Source organism: Kitasatospora sp. GP82 (assembly GCF_029892105.1).
GTDB lineage: Bacteria > Actinomycetota > Actinomycetes > Streptomycetales > Streptomycetaceae > Kitasatospora.
Genome location: NZ_JARZAJ010000012.1, coordinates 152,336 through 172,895, shown reverse-complemented (window position 1 = coordinate 172,895; position 20,560 = coordinate 152,336). Strand labels below are relative to the sequence as shown.

Genomic DNA, 20,560 nt, shown 5'->3' with positions numbered 1-20,560 from the left:
TTCACCCGACGACGAAGACCAAAGGTACCGCCATGCCTGAAACCCCGCTCCCCCATGGGCCCGCCGCCGTCCTGTTCGACATGGACGGCACCCTGGTCGACACCGAGCACCTCTGGTGGCAGGCCGCCGCCGAACTCGCCGCCGAACTGAGGATCACCCTCACCGACGACGACCTGCCCGACGTGCTCGGCCGCCCGGTCGAGCACACCGCCGCCCATCTGCACCGCACCAGCGGCACCGACCGGACCGAGGCCGAACTCGCCGAGCAGCTCAACGAGTCGTTCAGCAGCAAGGTCGCCAGCGAGGTCGTCCCCCGGCCGGGCGCACTGGCGCTGCTGGCCGAACTCCGGGACGCGGCGGTCCCCACCGCCCTGGTCTCCGCCTCCCCGCGCAGGGTGGTCGACCTGGTGCTCTCCTCGCTCGGCAGCCAGTGGTTCACCATCACCCTGGCCGCCGAGGACACCGAGCGCACCAAGCCCGACCCGGCCCCCTACCTCGCCGCCGCCGACCGGCTCGGCCTCGACCCGGCCGCCTGCGTGGCCGTCGAGGACACCCCGACCGGCGTCGCCTCCGCCCACGCCGCCGGCTGCAATGTGCTGGCCGTACCGTCCGCCGTGCCGATCGCGGCCGCCGAGCGGATCACCCTGCTGGAGAGCCTGGAGCAGGCCGACCTCGCCCTGCTCGGCCGGCTCGCGGCCGGGTCCGCCGGTGAGCGCACGGCCTGATGCCCTACCTGCTGCTCACCCTCGCGATCGCCAGCGAGGTCTGCGCCACCAGCTGTCTCAAGCTCACCGAGGGCTTCACCCGGCTCTGGCCCAGCCTCGGCGTCGGACTCGGCTACCTGCTCTCCTTCCTGCTGCTCGGCCGCGCCCTGAAGCACATCCCGGTCTCGATCGCCTACGCGGTCTGGTCCGGTGCGGGCACCGCCGCCGTCGCCGCCATCGGCACCATCGCCTTCGGCGAACAGCTGGGCCGCGCCCAGTGGTTGGGCATCGCCCTGATCATCGTCGGCGTCGTCGTCCTCAACCTGCGCGGCAGCCACTGACCTTCACGGCCCCGGGGCTGACGGGACGCCACCCACTGGCCCCCGTCAGCCCCGCTGCCACTCGCGCCGCACGTGTCATCCCGAAAAGCTCCGTACAGGGAGCAGTTGCGGGTTAACGTTGGGTCGCCATCCGGGTACTACCGGTGGCGCCTCCCCGACGAACGGAGTTCTCATGCGAAACCGCGCCCTCCGCCTTGCTGTCATGGTCATGGCAACCATCGGCCTTTCGGCCACCGCCGCCTCCGCCACCTACGCGGACACCGCCGCTCACACACTGAAGTGCAAGAAGGGCTACTTCTGCCTCTTCGAAGGGCCCCACCAGACGGGCAGGGTCCTGCTGGCCGAGGACGCGCACGTGACGAAGGACGGCTTCGACCTGCGCCAGCTGGACGACATCGAGCCCCCCATCCACCCGCAGTCGGCGCGCAACCCCCTCCCCGACGACTTCGGCTGCATCGTGCGCCTCAACGACCAGCCGAACTTCGCCGGTGACGAGCAGGAGGTCAGCGGCATCGGTGACCACGAGCTGGACGGCAGGCGGGTGGCCTCGCTCACCCCCGACTGCGGCTGACCCCGGATCTTTCCGCAGTCGGCCGGCCATGCACTGCCCACGGGCGCAGTGCATGGCCGGCCGTCCTCCGGCTCAACTGCCAGGCCGGCGTCAGCAGTCCTTGAACGACGAGCAGAGCGGGGACTCCAGGGGCCCCAGGACCGCGGCGTCCGCAGGCGCCGACCACTGATGCGTCGGATGGTCCGACCAGAGGGCCAGCTCGGTCACCGTCCGGCCGGTCAGGGACAGGTACTGGTGCAGGGTGTATGCGCCGCCGCCCGACTCCGGGACGGTGACGGTCGCGGCCAGGTTGCTGTTCCCGGCGTCGCCACCGGTGCTGGTCACCTTCACCGTCGCGCCCTTCGCGCTTCTGCCGCAGGCTTTCAGCTCGTCCGTCAGGCCCCGGTAGAGCGCATGGGCCAGCTGCGCTCCGCCGCTGCTGGTCCCGGGGAAGTGAACGACCGTCTGCTGGACCTGCCAGTCCGCGAAGTTCTGACCGGCTGCGAGGTGCGCCTGCGCGGCGGGCCCCTTCCAGTCGGAGAGGTCGTTCGACGGGTCACGGCTCGACATACAGAGCTGCTCGAACTCGAACTTCGGGTTCTGCACGGCCTGCGCCACATCGGCCGGGGAGCCCCAGTGGTACTGCGCGGCCATCGGGATACCGCTCGCAGCCGCCCACGCCGAAGCCGGCACACCGGTGGCCGGGGCGGCACCGGAACCCGCGGTCGCCGACGGCGCGGTGCCGGACGGTGCGGCCGTGGGGGAGTCGGCTGCGCTCTTGTCCGGAACCGGGGCCGCGGCGACCGAGCCGGCAGCCGGGGCCGGGTCGTCGGTGGGACCGCACGCGGTCAGCGAGCCGAGTGCGACGAGCAGCGCGGCGGCCGTCTTGGTGAGGGTGGTGGAGCGGGACACGGGGATGACTCTTCCTCAGGTGTGTGGTGTGGGGGGACTCGAAAGGGCGCGGCAACGCCCGTCCCGGAACCGGCCGTTGGCGTTGCCGCGCGAGTGAGTGTCAGTAGCCCTTCGGCGGACGGCTGGCGTCCGCCTGCTGGACGTTGTGGGTGAGGTTCGAGCCGTCGCGCGAGACGTGGTAGGTGTCCATGATGTAGTTCATGGACGCGGCGCAGTTGGCGACCGGGTCGTAGATGTCGGTCGCCGTCCCGGGCTGGTGGTACGCGGCGAAGGTGCTCGGTATGCACTGCCAGCCACCGCGCGAGCACTCGGCGGGCGCGCCGTCCGCCACCCGCTCTCCGCGGGCGTTGCTGTCCCACGTGCAGATCTGGGAATGCGGCGCGTTGTAGCTGGACTCGCGCTCGGCGATGGTCAGCATGCCGCGCATCCAGTTGGCCCGGGCCTGCGGGTCGGTGATGCCCATCTTGTCCAGCGCCTGGTTGATGTAGTCCTCGGTGGCTGCCTGGCCGCTCTTCCACGATCCGGCGCCGCCGTAGGTGACCTCGGAGACCTTGATCTCGCTGGCGGTACTGACGTGGCCGTCCGGCGCGCCGTGGCTGCCGCCGCCACCGTCACCGCCACTGCCACCGCCCTCGTGGCCGCCCGGCTCACCCGAGCCACCGCCGTGGCCGCCCGAGCCACCGCCATGACCACCGGATCCGCTGGTGGGCGGCTGTGGCTGCGGCTTCGGGCTGGTGGGCGGCTGGTTCTGGTGCTCGTGCTTCCTGAGCTCGTCCTCGATCTTCTTCTCGGCCGCCTCGTACTCGGCCTTGACCGCCCTCATCCGCTCGGCACCGTCGGCGATCTGCTTGGCCAGCTTCTCCTTGTCGGCCTTCAGACGCTTGGTCGCGTCCTCTATCTGCTTGACGTCGTCGAGTACCTGGAAGGCGATCCCGAAGCCCGGGATTCCGGCGAACTGGCTCGATGCGAGGTCGATCGCCGTCGCCTTGGCCAGCGTCTGCGTGATCTGTCCGAGCTGCCGGTTCAGCTGCTCCATCCGCTCGCCGACCGAGCGCCAATCCTGCTCGATCTTGGCGAGTTCCTGCATCTGATAGCCGAACTGGTCATTTGCCATATGAGGCTGATACCCCCGTAGTTCCTCTTGCGGTGCTGGAGCGAGTCTTCCGACTCAGTAGGCGTTGGCCAGTTGGTCGACCGACCGGCTCAGCGAGGACAGGTCGTCGGTGACGGCGTTCATCTCGCCCACCCGCGCCTGCGCGTAGCCGACGAAGGCGTCGGACGCCGGACCGTGCCAGGTCAGCTGCCCCAGCGCGGTGCCGATCTCCTTGGACAGCCCGTCCATCTGCTTGCTCAGCTCGGACAGCTCGTTCGCTATCTTGTGCAGGTCGGCCTCGCCGCCGCCGAACATCTGGGTCAGCGCCCAGTGGGCGATCTCCGCCGGTGCCATGACGATGTCCTCGCCGACCTTGACGGCGTCGCCGACCAGGCCCTTGGCATCATTCCAGGCTTCCCCGAGAAAACTCATCCCAACTCCCCCATACTGTTTGGCTGACTCCGCGTCAAGAGGCTAGCGAACCGTGCCCTACCCGGAGAAGCCGCCCTCGCACTCTCGTACGGGCGTGCAGTCCGAGCCGCCTCCCCGGGCCGCCGGGAACGGGGTTCGGTCGAGTTCGGCATTCTCCCGACGAGCCGCCATGCCCTGTTCACGCGAAGTCCGCCACGATCGGAGTGAATTGGGTCAGTTGTACAGCCAACTCGACCCAGCTGCACCGGTATCGGTGCGGCGGACAGGACCTCCGTGGCGACAGGATCCACACTCGTCCTCGGCACGCCGACGAGCCCGACCGAAGGCGACAAGCTCACCTTCCGCTGGACCACCGACGCCCCCGACCCCAAGAACTGGGTCGGGATCTACGACGGCACCCGGCGGCCCGGCACCGGCTCCTCGCTGCTGTGGAAGTACACCGCCGACGGCGCAGGCGATGTACAGCTGGACACCTCGGCTCTCACCGGTGGCCCGTACACCGCGTACCTGCTGGCCAAGGACGGATACGGGATCCTGGCACAGACCGCACCGTTCAGCTTCGAACCGAAGCCCGCACCGGTCCGCGCACACCTTGCCGTGGACGCCCTGACGGCCACTCGGGTGGCACCGGGCGCGGCGGTGAACGTCAGGCTGGCCGGGCTGTGGATGCACGGCACGGGGGCGGTCGAATACCGCCGTACGGGCGGGGACTCCTGGCTGAGCGTCGGCTCGGACGGTACCGTCACCGGCACCGCGCCGAGGACCGCGCCCGCGCACCCCGGCACCGTCACCGTGGAGGTCAAGGACGCCTCCGGCGCCGTGGACACCGTCACCGTCCAGGTCCAGGTCAAGGCCGCCGCCGAGCCGCTGCGGCTCAAGATCGCCAGCTGGAACCTCTGGGACGCCGGTACGCACAGCACCGACGGTGTGGAGAAGCAGCTGCGCACGATCCTCACCCAGGGTCTGGACGTGCTCGCCCTCCAGGAGACGGCGGGCACCGCCGCGCAGGCGCTGGCCACCGCGCTGGGCTGGTACGCGTACCAGAGCGCGGGCAGCGTCGGCATCCTCAGCCGCTACCCGCTGACCGCCGTCACCGGCACCACCGCCTCGCTGCCCGCCGCCGCCGTCACCGTCCAACTGCCCGGCAGGCGCGGCGTCCGGCTCTGGGCGGCGCACCTGGACGAGAGTGACTACGGCCCGTACGCCGTCCAGGACGGCCGGAGCGCAGCCCAGGTCGAGGCGGCCGAGGCGGCCTCCACCCGGGGCCGGCAGGCGCAGGCACTGGCCGCCGCCGTCAAGGCGGACCTCGCAGCGGGCACTCCGGTGATCCTGGCCGCCGGGCTCTCCTCGCCCTCCCACCTCGACTGGACGGCCGCCAACGCCGCCGCCCACTTCGGCGCCGGCCGGCTCGACTGGCCGGTCACCGTCGCTCTTCAGGGCGCCGGGCTGACCGACGCCTACCGCAAGGCCCATCCCGACCCGGTGGCCTCGCCCGGCACCACCTGGTCGCCGACCCGCCGGGTGCGCGGCAGCAAGCCCGAGCCGCAGGACCGGATCGACCAGATCCAGTACGCGGGGCGGCTCACCCTCGTCGAGGCGCACACCCTGACCGTCGGCTGGCCGCAGCCGGACCCGGCCACCGCCGCCAACGAGTGGCCGTCCGACACCGCCGCCGCCGTCGCCACCTTCACCCTCTGAGAGGCCGGACCATGACCCAGTTCAGCCGCCGCACCTTCGTCGGCGCCTCCGCAGCTGCGGGCGCGGCCGCCGTGGTCGGCCTCCCGTCCACGGCCTCCGCCGCGCCGGCCCGCTCCGGCAGCGTCAAGGACGTCAGGCACGTGGTCGTCCTGATGCAGGAGAACCGCAGCTTCGACCACTACTTCGGCACTCTGAACGGTGTCCGGGGTTTCGGCGACAAGCAGGCGCTCCGGTTCCCGGACGGCGGCAACGTGTTCCGCCAGCCGGACGCCGGGCGCAGCGACGGCGGCGTGATGCTGCCGTACCGGATGGACACCACCAGGTACAACGCGCAGAACGCCGGCGGCCTGGCCCACGACTGGGCGACCGGCCACCAGGCGATCAACAACGGCGCGATGAACAAGTGGGTCGCCGCCAAGGGCGAGCGCACCATGGGCTACTTCACCCGCGCCGACATCCCCTACCAGTACGCCCTGGCCGATGCGTTCACCCTCTGCGACGCGTACTTCTGCTCACTGGCCGGGCCGACCGACCCCAACCGGCTGTACCTGTGGACGGGTACCGCAGGCCCCGGGCGCGACGGCACCACCGGGCCCTGGATAGACAACACACCGGTCACGAACAATCCCGTCGCGGACTGGACGACCTACGCCGAGCGCCTGCAGTCCGCCGGGGTGAGCTGGCGCGTCTACCACAACCCGAGCAGCGACGACCGCACCGGCGACTACGACGACAACGCCCTCTCGTACTTCAAGCAGTTCCACAACTTCCCCGCCACCGACCCGCGTTACGTCAACGCGATGACGAAGTGGGATCTCACCGCCTTCGACCGGCACTGCAAGGACGGCTCGCTGCCGACCGTCTCCTGGCTGGTCGCGCCGTACCTGTTCTCCGAACACCCCAGCGCCAGCCCGGACTACGGCGCGCACTGGGTCAACACTGCGCTCCAGTCGCTGATGTCCAACCCGGAGGTGTGGAAGCACACCGTCTTCCTGGTGATGTACGACGAGAACGACGGCTACTTCGACCATGTCGTGCCGCCGACCCCCGAGCCCGGCACCCCCGAGGAGTACACCCAGGGCCGGGCGATCGGCCTCGGCAACCGGGTTCCGCTGTGGGTCGTCTCGCCGTGGTCGCGCGGTGGTTACGTCAACTCGCAGGTGTTCGACCACACGTCGGTGCTGCGCTTCCTCGAGGTGGTGACCGGTGTCCAGGAGCCCAATATCTCCGCCTGGCGCCGGGCCGTCTGCGGCGACCTGACCAGCTGCTTCGACTTCGGCGCGCCCGACTACTCCGTACCGGCGCTGCCGGACACCGTCGCGCTGATGGCCAAGGCGGACGCGGGCGCCTCCCTCCCGGCCGTCGTCCTGCCCGCGACCGGCACCCAGGCCATGCCGGCCCAGGAGCCGGGCAACCGTCCGCACCGCAGGCTGCCGTACCGCCCGTCCGCCGACGCCGTGGTGGACCGCAGTACCGGCACCGTGACCTGTACGCTCGCCAACTCCGGTACGGTGTCGTTCCCTTACACCGTCTACCCGAACATCGCGTACGCCTTTACCGGCACCCCGTACACCGTCGCCCCCGGCGCGAGCGGGGTCTACACCTGGGACGCCTCCGCCACCGACGGCCGGTACGACTTCACCGTCCACGGCCCCGACGGCTTCGTCCGCCGCTTCGCGGGCAGCGTCGTCCACGCCGCCCAGGGCGACATCGCCGTTCCCTCGGTCAAGGCCACGCTGACCGGCTCCGGCCTCGCGCTGCGACTCGTCAACGAGGGCGGCGCGGAGGTCCCCTTCACCGCCACCCCGAACGACTTCGCGGGCAAGGCACAGACCGTCTGGGTCCGCCCCGGCGGCAGCGCCACCCTCCACTGGCCGCTGGACAAGGGACGTTACGACGTCACCGTGACGGCCGCCACCGGCACCCGCTTCACCCGCCGCTACGCGGGCACACTGCACTGACCGCGCCCTGACCGGAGGGGGCCGGGCCCCGGCCCCCTCCCTGTCCGGCTGTCCGGCTGTCCGGCTATCCGGCCCGGGAGTCCTCGAGCAGCAGCTCGCGGTCCGCGCCCAACTGGGCCCGCAGCGTGGCCAGGGCGCGCATGCTCTGCGACTTCACCACGGACGGACTGACCGACAGGATCTCGGCCGTCGTCTCGACGCTGTGGTCCTCCCAGTAGCGCAGCAGCAGGATGGCCCGATCACGCGGGGCCAGTTGTCCCAGTGCCTCCAGCAGCGTCAGCCGTACCGCGGTGGGATCGGAGTCGGCGGTGCGGTCGGGCAGCCGTTCGGTGGCGACCTCGGTGCTGCTGCGCAGCCGCCGGTGGTCGAGGACGGTGTTGAGCAGCACCTTGCGGGCGTAGTGGAACGGATCCTCGGGGCCCTTGCGGCCGATCCGGTTCCAGGCCACGTACATCTTGGTGAGCGTGCTCTGGGTGAGGTCCTGGGCCAGATGCCAGTCACGGCACATCAGATAGGCGATCTGCCTCAGCCGTACGACATTGGCCTCCGCAAACGCTATGAACTCCGGCTCCCCACGCATGGCCTGCTCCCCCTGTCCCGGCCGGCGCACCGGCCCGGAAACGATACCCGCGCCACAGCCCCGGCACTGTGGGGCCATAGCGCGACTGACTCGACTGCTTCGACTGCTCTCCGACCGACTGTCGCGGCACGGGCCTGTGAGACCGCCCCGGCACAGTCAGCCGATGGACGGAAGGTCGGGGAACCTGCCCTCCCCGGCCTGCACGGTGGCGGAGTCCATCAGCGGGCCGAGGGCCGGGTTGCCCGCTATTGCCACGGCCTGCTGGACTGTCAGGGCCTGCACACCGGGCGCGTTGTGACTGTCGGTGTAGTCCAGGCAGGTACCGATGTCGACCTGCACCGAGGTGCCGTCACCATGGTCGACCTGGACCACGGTGTCCTGAACGCAGTTACCCGCCTCGTGGTCGACCCGCGCCTTGTGGCCGTACGGATCGGTCAGGCACTCGGCGGCCCCCGCACAGTCCATCGGTACCTGCTCCGAGAAGACGCTCAGCCGGATCATCCCGGTTCCGGCCGCCGTGGTCAGATACGTCTGCACGAGGGGAACGGCCCCCGAGTCGCCCGCGTAGTTGCTCGTACTGCCCGCGGGCAGCAGCTGCAGCACCTCCTCCAACAGGCCTGCTGCGGTGGCCCGGACCTTCCCCCCGCCGGCCTTGCCGGGCGGCGGTGCAGGAGGCGCGGTGCGAGTGACCGTCGCGCCGGAGCTCGGGGCCGCCGAGCTGCTCGCCGACGCACTCGAACCCGACGGGACACCACCCGACGGACTGGCCGAGAGCGCCGGAGAGCTTGAGGCGGGGCCCGCGGCGGCCACACCGCCGCCTCCCTTCACCCCGCCCGTCACCAGCACGCTCAACAGAACGCCCACGGCAGCCATCGCGACGGCCGACCCCCCGACGGCAGCCCACATCCGCACCCGCCGGACCCGCCGACCCGCCCGCGTGGCCTCCCCGACCAGGTCCCCCAACGCAGGCGGCTGCGCACCGAGCGACGACAGCTCCTCGCTCAGGACCTCTCGGAAATCGTCCATCCCACTCCCCTGTCCCACCCGCCGCCCACCGGCACAGCGGCTCCACAACCCGGCCCGAGCACGGGCTCCGCCCTATACACGAGTCGAGCCCCCGATCCGGTCGCACCCGGACCGGCACCAATTTCCGCCCACCGGCCGAGCCGGGCCCCGGACCGGCCTGCGCCAGGACGGTGTCCTGCGCGGTGCGTCCGGTCGCGGCCGCCTTGTGGTCGCATTCATGGTCGGCCGGTTGGGTCGCATTCTGGCTGATGGGCCGTCGCGGGCACTCGGGCACTCGGGCACTCGGGCAGGTGTCCGCCAGTCCATGAGCGCGATCGGCAGCAGCGCGGACAACGCGGCGGCCGAGAGCTTCAATGCCACTCTCAAAAGGGAGTTGCTGCAAGGGCGCAGAGGCTGGCCAAGCGAGCGCGAGGCCCGCCTGGCGGTCTTCCGCTGGGCTCACCGCTAGAACACCGTCCGCTGTCCCTCCCGCCTCGGACACCGCAGTCCCATCGCCTACTAGACCGCGCTCAACACAACATCAACTACCCTGGCCGAAGCCGCATAGCCCGTGTCCAACATCCGGGGTCAAAGGCCGCCCAACAAGCCGAACCGCCCCGGGCTGGCTCCCGGAGCAGTTCAGGAGGTGACTGTGGCGAGCGCCCGATGGCTGCTCGCCACAGCCTTGCCTCACCCGTCGTTTTCCTGGTGATGGGCCTTTGCCCTGGCCATCTCCTCGCGTAGTTCGGCCTGGCGCTGCCGGGAACGTTCGCGGTCTGCGGCCCGCTCCTCCGGGGTGCGCTCGCGGGGAGCGGGGCGCGGACGAGTCAGCAGATCATAGACGAACTGGCAGGCATCCTCCTCGGAGTCGAAATAGCGATCGACGTCGAGGCGACCGCGCTCTACACCACCCACGAACCACCGGCCATCGGCGGCCTGGTCGAGGATTCCTCCCTCGCCGAACCAGCCAGGCAGCGCGTGACCCCTGATGCAGAACGACCGGTCGTCGACGCCGGCCTGACGCAGCGCAGCCAGCAGTTGCTGATGATCCATCAATGCACCTCCTCAAGGTATTTATGCTTGATTACTCAGGTTGAACTCGCCGTGTCGTAGGTGCTGACGGTCCTTGATCCCTGCGGTACGAGATCAGGGTGCGGTATGCGCAGGGGGGGCGGGTTGACCGCCCAGGAGCAACAGCGTCGGGAGCGGGTGCGGCTGGACGCCGCCGAGCGGTTCGAACGCGGTGACAGCAATAGGGTGATCGCCGCTGATCTCCGGGTCACTGTGCGGTCGGTGGAGCGGTGACGTCAGGCTTGGCGGCAGGGCGGCAGGGCGGCTCGGTGGTCCTGGGGTCGAAGGGGCCGCAGTCTCTGCCCAGGCTCAGCGAGCGGCAGTTCGCTCAGCTGGAGCGGGAGTTGGAGAAGGGGCCGCTGGCGCACGGCTGGGAGGACCAGCGGTGGACGCTGGCGCGGATCAAGACTGTGATCGGTCGGCGGTTCCACGTCTCGTACACGGTCCAGGGCGTGTGGAAGCTGATGCGGCGCAATGGCTGGTCGTGCCAGCAGCCTGCCCGGCGCGCGCTCGAGCGTGACGACGGGGCGGTCGAGGTGTGGAAGAGGCAGGTGTGGCCGCAGGTAAAAGCCTGGCGGCGGCGCTTGGAGCCTGGCTGGTCTTTGAGGACGAGGCCGGGGTCTCGATGACGCCGCCGCGTGCCCGTACCTGGGGACGTCGCGGCCGCACGCCCGTTATTCGGGTGCGCGGCCGCTCCCGCCGGCGGATCTCGGTCGCCGCCCTGACCTGCTACAAGCCCGGCGAGCGGTCCCGGCTGATCTACCGGCCCAGGCTGGATGATGGCCAGGGCAGAAGCAATGGCCGCAAGAGCTTCGCCTGGAGCGACTACCGTGACCTGGTCGTTGCGGCACACGCTCAGCTCGGCGGCCCGATCGTCTTGCCGAGTAGCCGAGGGGAATCTCACCCCTCGGCTCTCACAGAACCGTGCGTAACAGTCGCCCGTTACACGGCTCTTGTCGCTCTGATCGTCAGATCAGCGAGGCGTCCACGGTGTAGCGCCAGTGCGCGAACATGCGGGGGTATCGCTGGGCGATCTCCCGCAGTTTCGCGGTGGCCTTCCGCTTGGCCGCGAGCCGTTTGTACTTCTGGCGGATCCAGCGCACCAGGTAGGCGTTGATGCGCATCAAGAAGGGATGCAGCTCCCACGGCCTGAAGCGGCCGTAGTAGTTGATCCAGCCCGCCACCACGGGGTTGACCCTGCGGACGAGCTCGTTGAAGGACAGATCCGAGCGGGTGTGCAGGTGCCAGGACCGCACCTCCCGGCCGATCCTTTTCAGGGCGTCCTGGCTGACCGCCGGCTCGAACGACAGAAACTTCCTGCCGTGCCGGGTCCGGCTTCGCCTGGCGCGGAACGTGTACCCGAGGAACGTGAACGCCTCGTGCCCGTAGGAGCCTTGGCGGGATCCGTCCTTGCAGTACACGATCCGGGTCTTGTCCGGGTGCAGATGCAGCCCGACCTCGGCCATCCTGTCCGTGAGCGCGGCCAGCACCTCGCGGGCCTGTCGCTCGGTGTCGCAGTGCAGCACCGCGTCGTCCGCATAGCGTTCGAACCAGACGGCCGGGAACTCCCGGGTCATCCAGGTGTCGAACGCGTAGTGCAGGAACAGGTTCGCCAGGACGGGAGACACCGGTGCCCCTTGCGGGGTTCCGCGCTCCCGCTCCACCAGGGAGCCGTCGGGCATGGCGAGCGGGGCAGCGAGCCACCGCCGGACATACAAGTTCACCCAGACGGCGTCAGTGTGAGCCTCCACGGCCTTGACCAGCAGGCCCCAGGGCACGCTGTCGAAGAACTTGGCAATGTCGAACTCCACCACCCAGTCCCGCTTCCAGCAACGCTCCCGGCATTTCCCCACCGCGTCCAAAGCCGACCGCCCGGGCCGGTATCCGAAGCTGTCCGGGTGGAAAATGGGATCCACCCTCCGCATCAGATGCCGGGCCACCACGGTCTGTGCCACCCGGTCGGCGACAGCGGGAATGCCGAGCATCCTCGTGCCACCGCCTTGCGGCTTGGGAATGGCCACCGCGCGCACAGGGGGCGGAAAGTATGAGCCCGACGACATCCGGTTCCAGACCTTCTACAGATTGCTCTGAAGGTCCTTCTCGAAGTCGGCGATGCTCTGCCCGTCCACTCCAGGGGCGCCCTTATTCGCCCTGACTTCCTCCCATGCCTCCTTGACTTCCCACTTCGAAATATCAAACGGCTTGACCTGAGACTTCAACTGGCCCATCGAACTCCTCCCGGAGAACTTCCGGTTGATGCGATCAACACAGTCACGAACGACCCGGCCCCTTCGCTCCGCCCCCGTTACAGGGACTTCACCACTACTACGGGCCGGTCCGCCAGCAGGACCCGCATCGGTACTCGACCCCTCGCAGTGTCCGCTGCTTGGGGCACTCCCTCTCGCCCACCGCCGCGCGGCGGGCAGTATCGGGCCTGCCTTCTCCTGTTCCATGCGGAAGCCGCAGACCGGACTCACGTCGCCTATATGCCGGACACCGCCTGGCCAATAAGCGGGAACCCGCCAGGCTCATCCCGGGGACCAGACCATGCCCCGGTTTCGATGTCATCTGTTTGTCTTTCGACACGTCAGCAGCGATTCACTTGCGTTCGTCTTCCCGGTCCCCACCTGACGCCTCTTACGACGCCTTTTCCTCATCGCTCACCACGACGGTCTTCAGCCAACGCGGCATGAGGCGGTTTGGAGCCTCCCCCCGCAGGGCGACTCCGAAGGGCCATAAAATCCTTCATCTTCCGCACAGCACCATTTTCGGAAGCTGTTCCTACAATCAGCTCCCTTTCATGTTCAGGACGCAAGATCTGGGACAACCTGAATACCCACCTGGCCGCCGGCATGAAGGAGTTCATCGCCTCCCAGGAGTGGCTCACCGTCTACCAGTTGCCCCCGTACGCGCCCGACCTCAACCCGGTCGAGGGTATCTGGTCACTGCTGCGACGGGGGTCCCTGGCTAATGTCGCATTCGCCGATCCGGACCACCTCGTGCGGACAGTCAGACGAGGCTTACGCAAGATCCAGTACCGGCCGCAGCTCATCGACGGCTGCCTGGCCGAGACCGGGCTGATCACCGCCCTGCCCTGATGGCCGACATCATCGCGAGTCCAATCTGGGTAACAAGGAATCAGGAGTCCGGGACCGACCCGGTGGCACTACTGCCCGACGGCATTGAGGATGCGTTCGGCCACCAGAGCCGGCTGGTCGGTCGGCAACGCGTGGCCGGCGCCGGGCACGATCTCCACCCGGGCCGAGGACACGAGCCTGCCGATGCGGTCGGCGACGTCGCGTGAGTCGTGCATGGCGCTGCGCGCCCCGAGCAGAAACAGTGCGGGAACACGCAAGCGGTGTAGCTCTTCGTCGGAGAAGACCGGGGGCACCGGGAGTGCGCGGCGGAATCCCATCGACGCGCGCATCAGGCTCATCAGTTCGCTCTCCAGGATGGCGCTGTTGCCGACCAGGCGGGCCAGACGGGGGCGGAGCGGGCGTGGCGCTGTTGCGGCGAGCCCGCCGGCGATCAGCCAGGCGTAGAACCGGGGGCCGAAGTCGGCGAAGCCAGCGGGATCCAGCAGGGTGAGGGAGGCGGTCCGTCCGGGGCGGTGGATCTGGTGGTTGACCGCCAGCCAGCCGCCGTAGGAGCAGCCGACGAGATGGGCAGCCGTCACCTCCAGTGCGGCCAGGAGTTCGTCCAGCCAGGCAGCGCCGTCCTGGCCGTCGGCGATCGGGGCGGTCTGCACGCTCGCGCCCGGCTCGCCGATCGCGTCGACGGCGATGACCGGATGGTGCTGAGCCAGCGCGTCGATGTACCGGTGCCACATCAGCGCGTTTCCGCCCGAGCCGGGCAGCAGCACGATCGGCTCGCCGCTCTGCGGCCCGGTTCGGTAGACGCGGGTGGTCCCGAACGTGGTCGGAAGGTCGAGCGCCGTCCGCGGCCCCGGCCACAGTTCCTCCAGAGTCCGTTCGTAGGCGGCGCGGAATCGGTCTCTGGCCTGGTTGTTCTTGAACTGGCTGATTCGCATGATACAGGTGTATCACAGCATGATACGGGTGTACCACGAGAGGGATGTCGCATCATGAACGAGCGGGTCGATCAGGAGGAACGCAGACGACAGATCGCCGAGGCGCTGTTGCGTATCGCCGACACCCAGGGTCTGCAGTCGGCCAGCATGCGGGCGGTCGCCGCCGAAGCCGGCGTCTCCCTGCGGCTGGTGCAGTACTACTTCGCGAGCAAGGAAGGGCTGCTGCTGGACGCGCTGGCCAGGCTCGGCGCCCAACTCCAGGCCCGCATGGAGAAGTGGATCAGCGCGGCGGGCTCCCCGCCCACACCGCGCGGCATCGTGACCGCAGTCCTTTCGTGCATCCTGCCGACCGATCCGGAGAGCCGCCGGATCACCAGAACCTACGCCGCCTACTACACGCTGGTACTCAGCAACCCCAAGGTGCTGGAGAAACACCGAACGGCGCAGCCCGACCTCCTCGAGGGCTTCCTCGCCAAGCAGATCCGCGCCGCCCAGCAGGCCGGGGAGATTGACGCTGGCAAGAACCCCGAGATGACGGCCGCCGGAATGCTGGCCATGGTCAACGGCCTCGGCTCAAGCGTGCTCGGCGGCCAACGCACCGGCGACGCCGCGCTGGCGATCCTCACCCATCACCTGGACGAGCTGTTCCGGTCGCCCTGAGAGACGGCGAGGACCCGTTCCGGGTCCTGCATGACGCCGCACTCCTGAGCCACGACGGAGCATGGTCGATGTCGCCGCGGCGTACCGACTGTTTCGACTCCCGGGGACCGACAAGGCGAGTTCAACCTGAGTAACAGGCTGCGCTGGCCTTGGATTGATTAGATGCTGGATCATGGAAGCAGAGCGGGGGCGCACCTGACGGAGGATCCGCGCCATGGCTCGCCCCACGAAGGCGCAGCGCGCTGCCATCGCGCAACGTCGCGCTGACGCCGTTGAGCTCAAGCTCGCCGGCGTCGACTGGCTGACCATCGGCCGGAAGCTCGCGGCTGATCCAGTGATCAACAGTGACGGTTTGGCCTACCCGCAGGGCTACGGCGTCGATCTCTACACCAAAGGCAAGGAGCCGCCGGACGATGCCGCGCTGATCCGGTACGCATGCAAGGACGTTAGCCAGGCCCTCCAGGAGCGGCACCTCAACCTCGACATGTCCGTGGATGAGCTCCGCGTCGTCCACCACATGCGCCTGGAGCGGCTGTTCTTCGTCGCGTTCCGACGGGCGGTCAAGGACGGCGACCTGCCCGCCATCGACCGGGCGATACGCATTCTGGAACGCGACGCACGGCTGCTCGGCATCGACAGCCCTGCCCGCACCGAGTTGTCCGGCCCGGATGCCGGGCCGCTCGAGGTGGAGTCGGTGACCGCTGCGGAGCTGGCGAAGCTGATCGCCTTCTCCGAGGGCGGTGAAGGCTGATGCTGGCCCCTGTAGATCTGATCGCCCAGTACCGGACCCTGCCTGCCCAGCGACGCCGCGCGATCGCCGAAAGGGCATCCCCGGCGCTACGGGACGAGCTGGCCGCCGTCGAGGGGGACATCGCGCTGAAGCGGTCGCCCGGCTCGATGGCGGCCCTGCTGACCGCTGGCAGGGAGATGCAGGCGGAGCACCTGGCGCTCATCGACGACGCCTTCGCGCGGATCGCCGCCGGTGAGTCCATTCGACTCCTGCTGACGATGCCCCCGCGGCACGGCAAGTCCCGTCGGGCCGCGAGGTGGGCGCCGCTGTGGTACCTCATGCAGCGGCCCGACCACCGCGTGATGATCGCCTCCTACAGTGCCGACCTGGCGGACGACCACGGCCGGTGGATTCGCGACGCCATCACGACCTGGGGCGAGCAGATCGGCGTTACCCTCCACCCCGGCTCGAAGGCGGCGAACCGGTTCGACATCGCCGGACACGCGGGCGGTCTCGTCTGCGCCGGCGGCGGCGGCCTGACCGGTAAGGGCGCGCATTTGGCGATCGTGGACGACCCGATCAAGGACGACGCCGAAGCCCAGTCCCCGACGATGCGCAAGCGCCTGTGGGAGTGGTGGCAGTCCGTCCTCCTCACCCGCATCGAGCCGGGCGGCTCAGTGATCGTCATCCAGACCAGGTGGAGCGAAGACGATCTCGCGGGACGCATCCTCGCCAGCGAGACCGCAGATGACTGGATCATCATCGACCTGCCCGCCACCGCCGACAGCCCCAACGACGCCCTCGGCCGCAAGCTCGGCGAGCCCCTGTGGCCAGCCCGCTACGGGAAGAAGGCCCTCGCCGGGATACGGCGCGCCGTCGGCGAACGCGTCTGGTGGTCGCTGTACCAGCAGAAGCCCCGCCCGCAGGAAGGCGGAGTCTGGAAGCGCGAATGGATCGACCAGCACCGCGTCACCGCCGTCACCTTCAGCGGCCTCGACATGGCCCGGGTCATCGTCGCCGTCGACCCCGCCGGCGGCGAGAGCCTGGTCGGCGACGAGACTGGCGTCATCGGCGTGGCCCTGGGCTTCGACGACCACCTGTACGTCCTGGATGACCGCTCCGGGAACATGGGCGCCAACGACTGGGGCCTGACCGCTTGCCGCCTCGCCATGGTACTGAAGGCCGACGCGATCGTGGTGGAGTCCAACTACGGAGGTGACATGGCCCGCCAGGTTGTCACCCAGGCGTGGGAGCAGCTCGCCCGCGACGGCGAGACCCGCGGCCTGCTCATGCCGATGATCCTCGAAGTCACCGCCAAGGTCGGCAAGCGCCTCCGCGCTGAACCGATCGCCCAGCTGTACGAGCAGGGCCGCGTCCACCACGTCGGCCACTACTCGCAGTTGGAGAGCCAGATGGTGACCTGGGTGGCTGGCATGGACTCACCGGACCGCATGGATGCTGCCGTGCACGGGCTGACCGAACTTGCCGACCCCGACCAGCTCAGCGCGATGCCGAACAACCCGGACGACGGCCGGTTCAACGGTCGCCGATGAGGCGTAACTGCCACAAGGGGGCTTATGGCCAAAGGCAAAAACTGAACAGGTGTCAGGCTCCGCTGCTACCGTCCCGATCATGAAGCTGAAGGGGGCGCGGCTCATCACCGTTGAGCTACTGTGCGCGGCGCTTGTCGCCGGGGGGATCGCGTGGATCGCCGCATCAGGGGAGACTCCGAAGAAGCCCGACCCGGCTGCCAGCGCCTCGGCATGGGCGGAGCAGTTCGAGGCCAAGCAGAAGCGGTCGATCGTGGCTGGCCGGTTTGCGCAGTCGCTGATCGTCGCTCGCGGCCAGGAGCGGTCGCAGGAGCTATGCGCGGTTGAGTGGGCCAAGCTCGGCCCCGAGCGGCAGGCCGATCTGGACGAGAACGCGTTCGGTGCTGGGTGCGCGTTCCAGCCGTAGGCTGGCAAGGCTCTTGAGCCGGTGAGCCTGACTGACTGCGGCCTGGTTCTCGACGAACGCTTCGAGCACCAGGCCGCGCGACACGTCTGTGGTCAGGGAGCGATCAAGTTGCGGACTGCGTCACTGACCTCGGGCAGCTCACTGGGGACCGCCCACTGGTGGGCGTCGTGCTCGGTGAGGACGACGGGTTCGGTCTTCTCCACGGTGGCCGCGAAGTTGAACTGACGGGTCGTACCGCCGCGGCTGTTCTGGTAGTCGAAGTGGCCGATGTAGCCGGTGACCTGGTCGATGGTCAGTCCAGTCTCCTCGATGGTCTCGCGGTGCAGCGCATCCAGGATGGTCTCCCCGGTCTCGACGGTCCCGGAGGGGATCTCCCACATCCCGCCCATGTAGTCGTCGGGGTTGCGCCGCACGAGCAGGACGCGGCCGTCGTGGTTGATGACGGCGGCGGCGACGAAGCCGGTGATGCCGGCGGCTTCGGCGTCGGCCGCCAGGCGGGCCGCGAACTCGGGGGAGGTGACGGTCACTGCAGCTCCTTGTGATGGTCGCTGATCTTGATGGCCGCGCGGACGTACTGCTCGGCCAGTTCGAGATCCTGCTCACGATGCCAGACCGGGAGCTTGATCGTGTGGGCGTGGGCGTGCTCGGCGACGGGGAAGTCCCCGGCCTTGTACCGGCGATGGGAGTGCGGGTGGCCGGGGAACAGCATGCTCGGCTGCTGGTACAGCGCCAGCTGGTTGAGGGGGCAGGTGGAGCCGGGACGGTCGAACTCGGTGGCGCCCTCGGCGAGCAGCGCCTGATGGAACCGCTCGATCGGGAGGCCGCCGAGCTCGTCCGGCCGGTAGGTGAGCGTCAAGCCGTACCAGGACGGGATCACCCCTTCGGACATCTCGGTGACCTCCAAGCCGGGTATCCCGCCGAGCTGATCGGTGAGGTAGCCGGCGATCTCCGCACGTCCGGCGAGGTAGCCGTCGAGGCGGGCGAGCTGGTCGTGGGCGATGGCTGCGGCGAGTGGGTGGATGCGGAGCTTGAGACCGGCCCCGGTGACCGCGTACCGCGCGAGCGGATGGCCTTCCGGGATCTCGGTCTTGGCCCGCTTGTTGTAGTGCGCGAGCGTGATGACGCGGTGGTACGTATCGTCGTCGTCTGTCAGGACGAACCCGCCCTCGCCGCCGGACAGCGGCTTGGGGCCGTTGAGGGAGAAGGCCGAGGCGAGGCCGAAGGTGCCGACCTTCTGCCCGGCGATGCTGGCGCCGTGCGCGTGGGAGCCGTCCTCCAGCACCGCCAGGTCGTGGGCGTTCGCCACCTCCAGGATGTCGGTCATGCCGGCGGGCTTGCCCCACAGGTGGGTGACCATGACCGCCCGGGTACGCGGGGTGATCAGTTCCTCGATGCGGTTCGGGTCGATGTTGCCGTCCAGCCGGGTGTCGCACAGCACCGGCACCGCGCGGAGGTGGAACAGCGGGGAGGCGGTGGCGTGGAACGTCCAGGCCGGGACGATCACCTCGTCGCCGGGCTTGATCCTCGTGGCCCAGTAAGTGGCGTGCAGGGCGGCGGTGCCGGAGCTGGTGGTGACCGCGTGCCGGACGCCGAAGTACTTCTGCAGTCCGTCCTCCAGCTCGGCGACGACGCCGGACCGGCCGGGGATGGAGATCGCCTCCTCCAGCTGGGCGGCGACCTTGGCACGGGTGGTGTCGTCGATCGGCGGCCAGGCGAAGTGCGGACCGGTGGTGGTGATGGTGGGCTTTCCGCCGAGCAGGGCGAGAGGACTGGTCACAGCATCTCCTTCGGGTCGATGTAGCGCCCCGCCGCCTTGGACTGGTAGCAGGAGGCGATGAACGCGGCATGCGCGAGGTGCTGGTCCGGGCCGGAGGTGTTGGGCCTCTCGCCGTCCAGGACCCGGCAGAAGTAGTCGATCTGCGCGGCCGACGCTGATGCCGGCGCGTGTGGGCGGGTCAGCTCCTCCACGACCACGCCGCCCAGGTCGAGCCGCTGGACCTGGCCCTTGGTCAGCAGCACCGAGCCGCGGGTGCCGACCACGTGCAGCCGCTCGGTCTTCGGGGCCACCCACCGCGACAGCAGCACCGAGCCGTACAGGTCGCTGTCGTAGCCAAGCTGGATGACGGCGGTGTCCTCCGCGTCGTATCCGCCGCCGGGGACCGCGGTGGTGGAGAACTCGGCTATGACCCGGCTGGGCAGGCCGAAGTACCACAGCAGCAGGTCGATGAGGTGGTAGCCCATGTCGATGATGCAGCCGCCGCCGGCCTGGCGGACGTCTCCGCGCCAGCCGGCACCGGGGTCGTCGGTGTGGAAGGTGTACTGGCCGTCGATCAGGAACGGGGTGCCGATCTGGTCCAGCAGCCCGGCGACGCTGCTGTAGATCGGGTTGAAACGCCGCTGGAGCGTGACCATCAGCTCGACCTGCCCGGCCTCACAGACCTGGGTGAGCTCTCGGGCCTCCTCCACCGAGGTGGCGAATGGCTTCTCCTTGAGGACGTGGACGCCCCGGGTGGCGCACTCCTGGACGACCTCGCGGCCGGCGTGGTGCGGGACGGCGACGACCACGAAGTCCGGGGCCACCGCATCCAGCAGCTCACCGGCACGGGTGAATCCGGGGACCTGGAGAGTTTCCTGTCGCTGCCGCAGGGTGTCGGGGTTGCTGTCGCAGACGGCGACGAGCTCGGCCCTGCTGGAGCCGAGCAGGCCGGGCAGGTGGTCTTCGAGCGCCTGGTGGCCGAGGCCGATGACCGCAGCGCGTCGTTTCATGCGCGGACTCCTTCCGCTTCGTGAAGGAACTTGTCGGTGCACGACGAGTAGAGCCCAACTCACGGCCACCA

Annotated in this window: 21 protein-coding genes and 4 pseudogenes; 13 read left to right on the top strand and 12 right to left on the bottom strand. The window is 69.3% G+C overall.

The features are described 5' to 3' along the window. Positions 1 to 32: 32 nt before the first annotated feature. The 3 genes from P3T39_RS15055 to P3T39_RS15045 all read left to right on the top strand — a co-directional run bounded on the left by P3T39_RS15055 (position 33) and on the right by P3T39_RS15045 (position 1,616). The gene (locus P3T39_RS15055; protein ID WP_280698064.1) at positions 33 to 725 is read left to right on the top strand and encodes an HAD family phosphatase; all 693 of its coding nucleotides are present in this window, start codon (positions 33 to 35) and stop codon (positions 723 to 725) included. Next, positions 725 to 1,045, top strand: a complete 321-nt coding sequence (locus P3T39_RS15050) for a multidrug efflux SMR transporter (RefSeq protein ID WP_280698063.1) — start codon at positions 725 to 727, stop codon at positions 1,043 to 1,045. Before P3T39_RS15055 ends, P3T39_RS15050 begins: the two co-directional genes overlap by 1 nt. A gap of 172 nt (positions 1,046 to 1,217) precedes the next feature. After that, positions 1,218 to 1,616, top strand: a complete 399-nt coding sequence (locus P3T39_RS15045; protein WP_280698062.1) for a hypothetical protein — start codon at positions 1,218 to 1,220, stop codon at positions 1,614 to 1,616. Positions 1,617 to 1,706: 90 nt separating this feature from the next. On the opposite strand, the gene P3T39_RS15040 is transcribed toward P3T39_RS15045, so the two are convergent. The 3 genes from P3T39_RS15040 to P3T39_RS15030 form a co-directional block, all read right to left on the bottom strand. Continuing rightward, positions 1,707 to 2,507, bottom strand: coding sequence for a hypothetical protein (locus tag P3T39_RS15040; RefSeq protein WP_280698061.1), 801 nt, complete (start codon positions 2,505 to 2,507; stop codon positions 1,707 to 1,709). Positions 2,508 to 2,607: 100 nt separating this feature from the next. Continuing rightward, positions 2,608 to 3,621, bottom strand: a complete 1,014-nt coding sequence (locus P3T39_RS15035; RefSeq protein ID WP_280698060.1) for a hypothetical protein — start codon at positions 3,619 to 3,621, stop codon at positions 2,608 to 2,610. Between the two features lie 54 nt (positions 3,622 to 3,675). Further along, positions 3,676 to 4,032: a hypothetical protein gene (locus P3T39_RS15030; RefSeq protein WP_280698059.1), complete on the bottom strand. Its 357-nt coding sequence runs from the start codon at positions 4,030 to 4,032 to the stop codon at positions 3,676 to 3,678. A 273-nt stretch (positions 4,033 to 4,305) separates the two neighbouring features. Between P3T39_RS15030 and P3T39_RS15025 the strand changes: the two genes are divergently transcribed. Together P3T39_RS15025 and P3T39_RS15020 are read left to right on the top strand one after the other, a co-directional pair. After that, positions 4,306 to 5,730 carry an endonuclease/exonuclease/phosphatase family protein gene (locus tag P3T39_RS15025; protein ID WP_280698058.1) on the top strand — a complete coding sequence of 475 codons (1,425 nt, stop codon included), beginning with the start codon at positions 4,306 to 4,308 and terminating at the stop codon, positions 5,728 to 5,730. A gap of 11 nt (positions 5,731 to 5,741) precedes the next feature. Next, a complete protein-coding gene (locus P3T39_RS15020) occupies positions 5,742 to 7,691 on the top strand; it encodes a phospholipase C, phosphocholine-specific (RefSeq protein WP_280698057.1) in 1,950 nt (649 codons plus the stop codon). A 64-nt stretch (positions 7,692 to 7,755) separates the two neighbouring features. On the opposite strand, the gene P3T39_RS15015 is transcribed toward P3T39_RS15020, so the two are convergent. Further along, complete coding sequence (locus tag P3T39_RS15015) at positions 7,756 to 8,271, bottom strand: SigE family RNA polymerase sigma factor (protein WP_280698056.1); 516 nt, start codon at positions 8,269 to 8,271, stop codon at positions 7,756 to 7,758. A 156-nt stretch (positions 8,272 to 8,427) separates the two neighbouring features. Further along, complete coding sequence (locus P3T39_RS15010) at positions 8,428 to 9,297, bottom strand: hypothetical protein (RefSeq protein ID WP_280698055.1); 870 nt, start codon at positions 9,295 to 9,297, stop codon at positions 8,428 to 8,430. Between the two features lie 289 nt (positions 9,298 to 9,586). Between P3T39_RS15010 and P3T39_RS15005 the strand changes: the two are divergent. After that, a pseudogene (locus tag P3T39_RS15005) lies at positions 9,587 to 9,742 on the top strand (integrase core domain-containing protein); the annotation flags it as partial. Positions 9,743 to 9,966: 224 nt separating this feature from the next. Here the strand turns inward: P3T39_RS15005 and P3T39_RS15000 are convergent. Continuing rightward, positions 9,967 to 10,329 (bottom strand): hypothetical protein, encoded by a 363-nt coding sequence (locus P3T39_RS15000; protein ID WP_280698054.1) that lies wholly within the window; start codon positions 10,327 to 10,329, stop codon positions 9,967 to 9,969. Positions 10,330 to 10,577: 248 nt separating this feature from the next. Between P3T39_RS15000 and P3T39_RS14995 the strand changes: the two genes are divergently transcribed. Both P3T39_RS14995 and P3T39_RS14990 read left to right on the top strand, forming a co-directional pair. Beyond that, positions 10,578 to 10,976: a winged helix-turn-helix domain-containing protein gene (locus P3T39_RS14995; RefSeq protein WP_348534343.1), complete on the top strand. Its 399-nt coding sequence runs from the start codon at positions 10,578 to 10,580 to the stop codon at positions 10,974 to 10,976. Beyond that, positions 10,973 to 11,227, top strand: a pseudogene (locus tag P3T39_RS14990) (IS630 family transposase); the annotation flags it as partial. The gene P3T39_RS14995 and the pseudogene P3T39_RS14990, both read left to right, overlap by 4 nt. Before the next feature lie 88 nt (positions 11,228 to 11,315). Here the strand turns inward: P3T39_RS14990 and ltrA are convergent. Both ltrA and P3T39_RS14980 read right to left on the bottom strand, forming a co-directional pair. Beyond that, positions 11,316 to 12,410, bottom strand: a pseudogene (gene ltrA, locus P3T39_RS14985) (group II intron reverse transcriptase/maturase); the annotation flags it as partial. A gap of 12 nt (positions 12,411 to 12,422) precedes the next feature. Continuing rightward, a complete protein-coding gene (locus P3T39_RS14980; protein WP_280698052.1) occupies positions 12,423 to 12,575 on the bottom strand; it encodes a hypothetical protein in 153 nt (50 codons plus the stop codon). A 588-nt stretch (positions 12,576 to 13,163) separates the two neighbouring features. Here P3T39_RS14980 and P3T39_RS14975 point away from each other — a divergent pair. Continuing rightward, positions 13,164 to 13,445: pseudogene (locus P3T39_RS14975) on the top strand (transposase); the annotation flags it as partial. 68 nt (positions 13,446 to 13,513) lie between these two features. Here P3T39_RS14975 and P3T39_RS14970 read toward each other — a convergent pair. Beyond that, positions 13,514 to 14,377 carry an alpha/beta fold hydrolase gene (locus P3T39_RS14970; RefSeq protein WP_280698051.1) on the bottom strand — a complete coding sequence of 288 codons (864 nt, stop codon included), beginning with the start codon at positions 14,375 to 14,377 and terminating at the stop codon, positions 13,514 to 13,516. Positions 14,378 to 14,431: 54 nt separating this feature from the next. Between P3T39_RS14970 and P3T39_RS14965 the strand changes: the two genes are divergently transcribed. The 4 genes from P3T39_RS14965 (at position 14,432) to P3T39_RS14950 (ending at position 17,723) form a co-directional block, all read left to right on the top strand. Next, positions 14,432 to 15,037 (top strand): TetR/AcrR family transcriptional regulator, encoded by a 606-nt coding sequence (locus P3T39_RS14965; RefSeq protein WP_280698050.1) that lies wholly within the window; start codon positions 14,432 to 14,434, stop codon positions 15,035 to 15,037. A 214-nt stretch (positions 15,038 to 15,251) separates the two neighbouring features. Beyond that, positions 15,252 to 15,788, top strand: a complete 537-nt coding sequence (locus P3T39_RS14960; RefSeq protein WP_280698049.1) for a hypothetical protein — start codon at positions 15,252 to 15,254, stop codon at positions 15,786 to 15,788. Next, complete coding sequence (locus tag P3T39_RS14955) at positions 15,788 to 17,320, top strand: terminase family protein (RefSeq protein WP_280698048.1); 1,533 nt, start codon at positions 15,788 to 15,790, stop codon at positions 17,318 to 17,320. Before P3T39_RS14960 ends, P3T39_RS14955 begins: the two co-directional genes overlap by 1 nt. Positions 17,321 to 17,399: 79 nt before the next feature. Next, a complete protein-coding gene (locus tag P3T39_RS14950) occupies positions 17,400 to 17,723 on the top strand; it encodes a hypothetical protein (RefSeq protein WP_280698047.1) in 324 nt (107 codons plus the stop codon). Positions 17,724 to 17,815: 92 nt separating this feature from the next. On the opposite strand, the gene P3T39_RS14945 is transcribed toward P3T39_RS14950, so the two are convergent. The 3 genes from P3T39_RS14945 to P3T39_RS14935 are packed head-to-tail and all read right to left on the bottom strand — an operon-like array spanning position 17,816 to position 20,489. Next, positions 17,816 to 18,250: an NUDIX domain-containing protein gene (locus P3T39_RS14945; RefSeq protein WP_280698046.1), complete on the bottom strand. Its 435-nt coding sequence runs from the start codon at positions 18,248 to 18,250 to the stop codon at positions 17,816 to 17,818. Continuing rightward, positions 18,247 to 19,500: a DegT/DnrJ/EryC1/StrS family aminotransferase gene (locus P3T39_RS14940; RefSeq protein WP_280698045.1), complete on the bottom strand. Its 1,254-nt coding sequence runs from the start codon at positions 19,498 to 19,500 to the stop codon at positions 18,247 to 18,249. Before P3T39_RS14940 ends, P3T39_RS14945 begins: the two co-directional genes overlap by 4 nt. Continuing rightward, positions 19,497 to 20,489 carry a Gfo/Idh/MocA family oxidoreductase gene (locus tag P3T39_RS14935; RefSeq protein ID WP_280698044.1) on the bottom strand — a complete coding sequence of 331 codons (993 nt, stop codon included), beginning with the start codon at positions 20,487 to 20,489 and terminating at the stop codon, positions 19,497 to 19,499. Before P3T39_RS14935 ends, P3T39_RS14940 begins: the two co-directional genes overlap by 4 nt. Between the last annotated feature and the right edge of the window lie 71 nt (positions 20,490 to 20,560).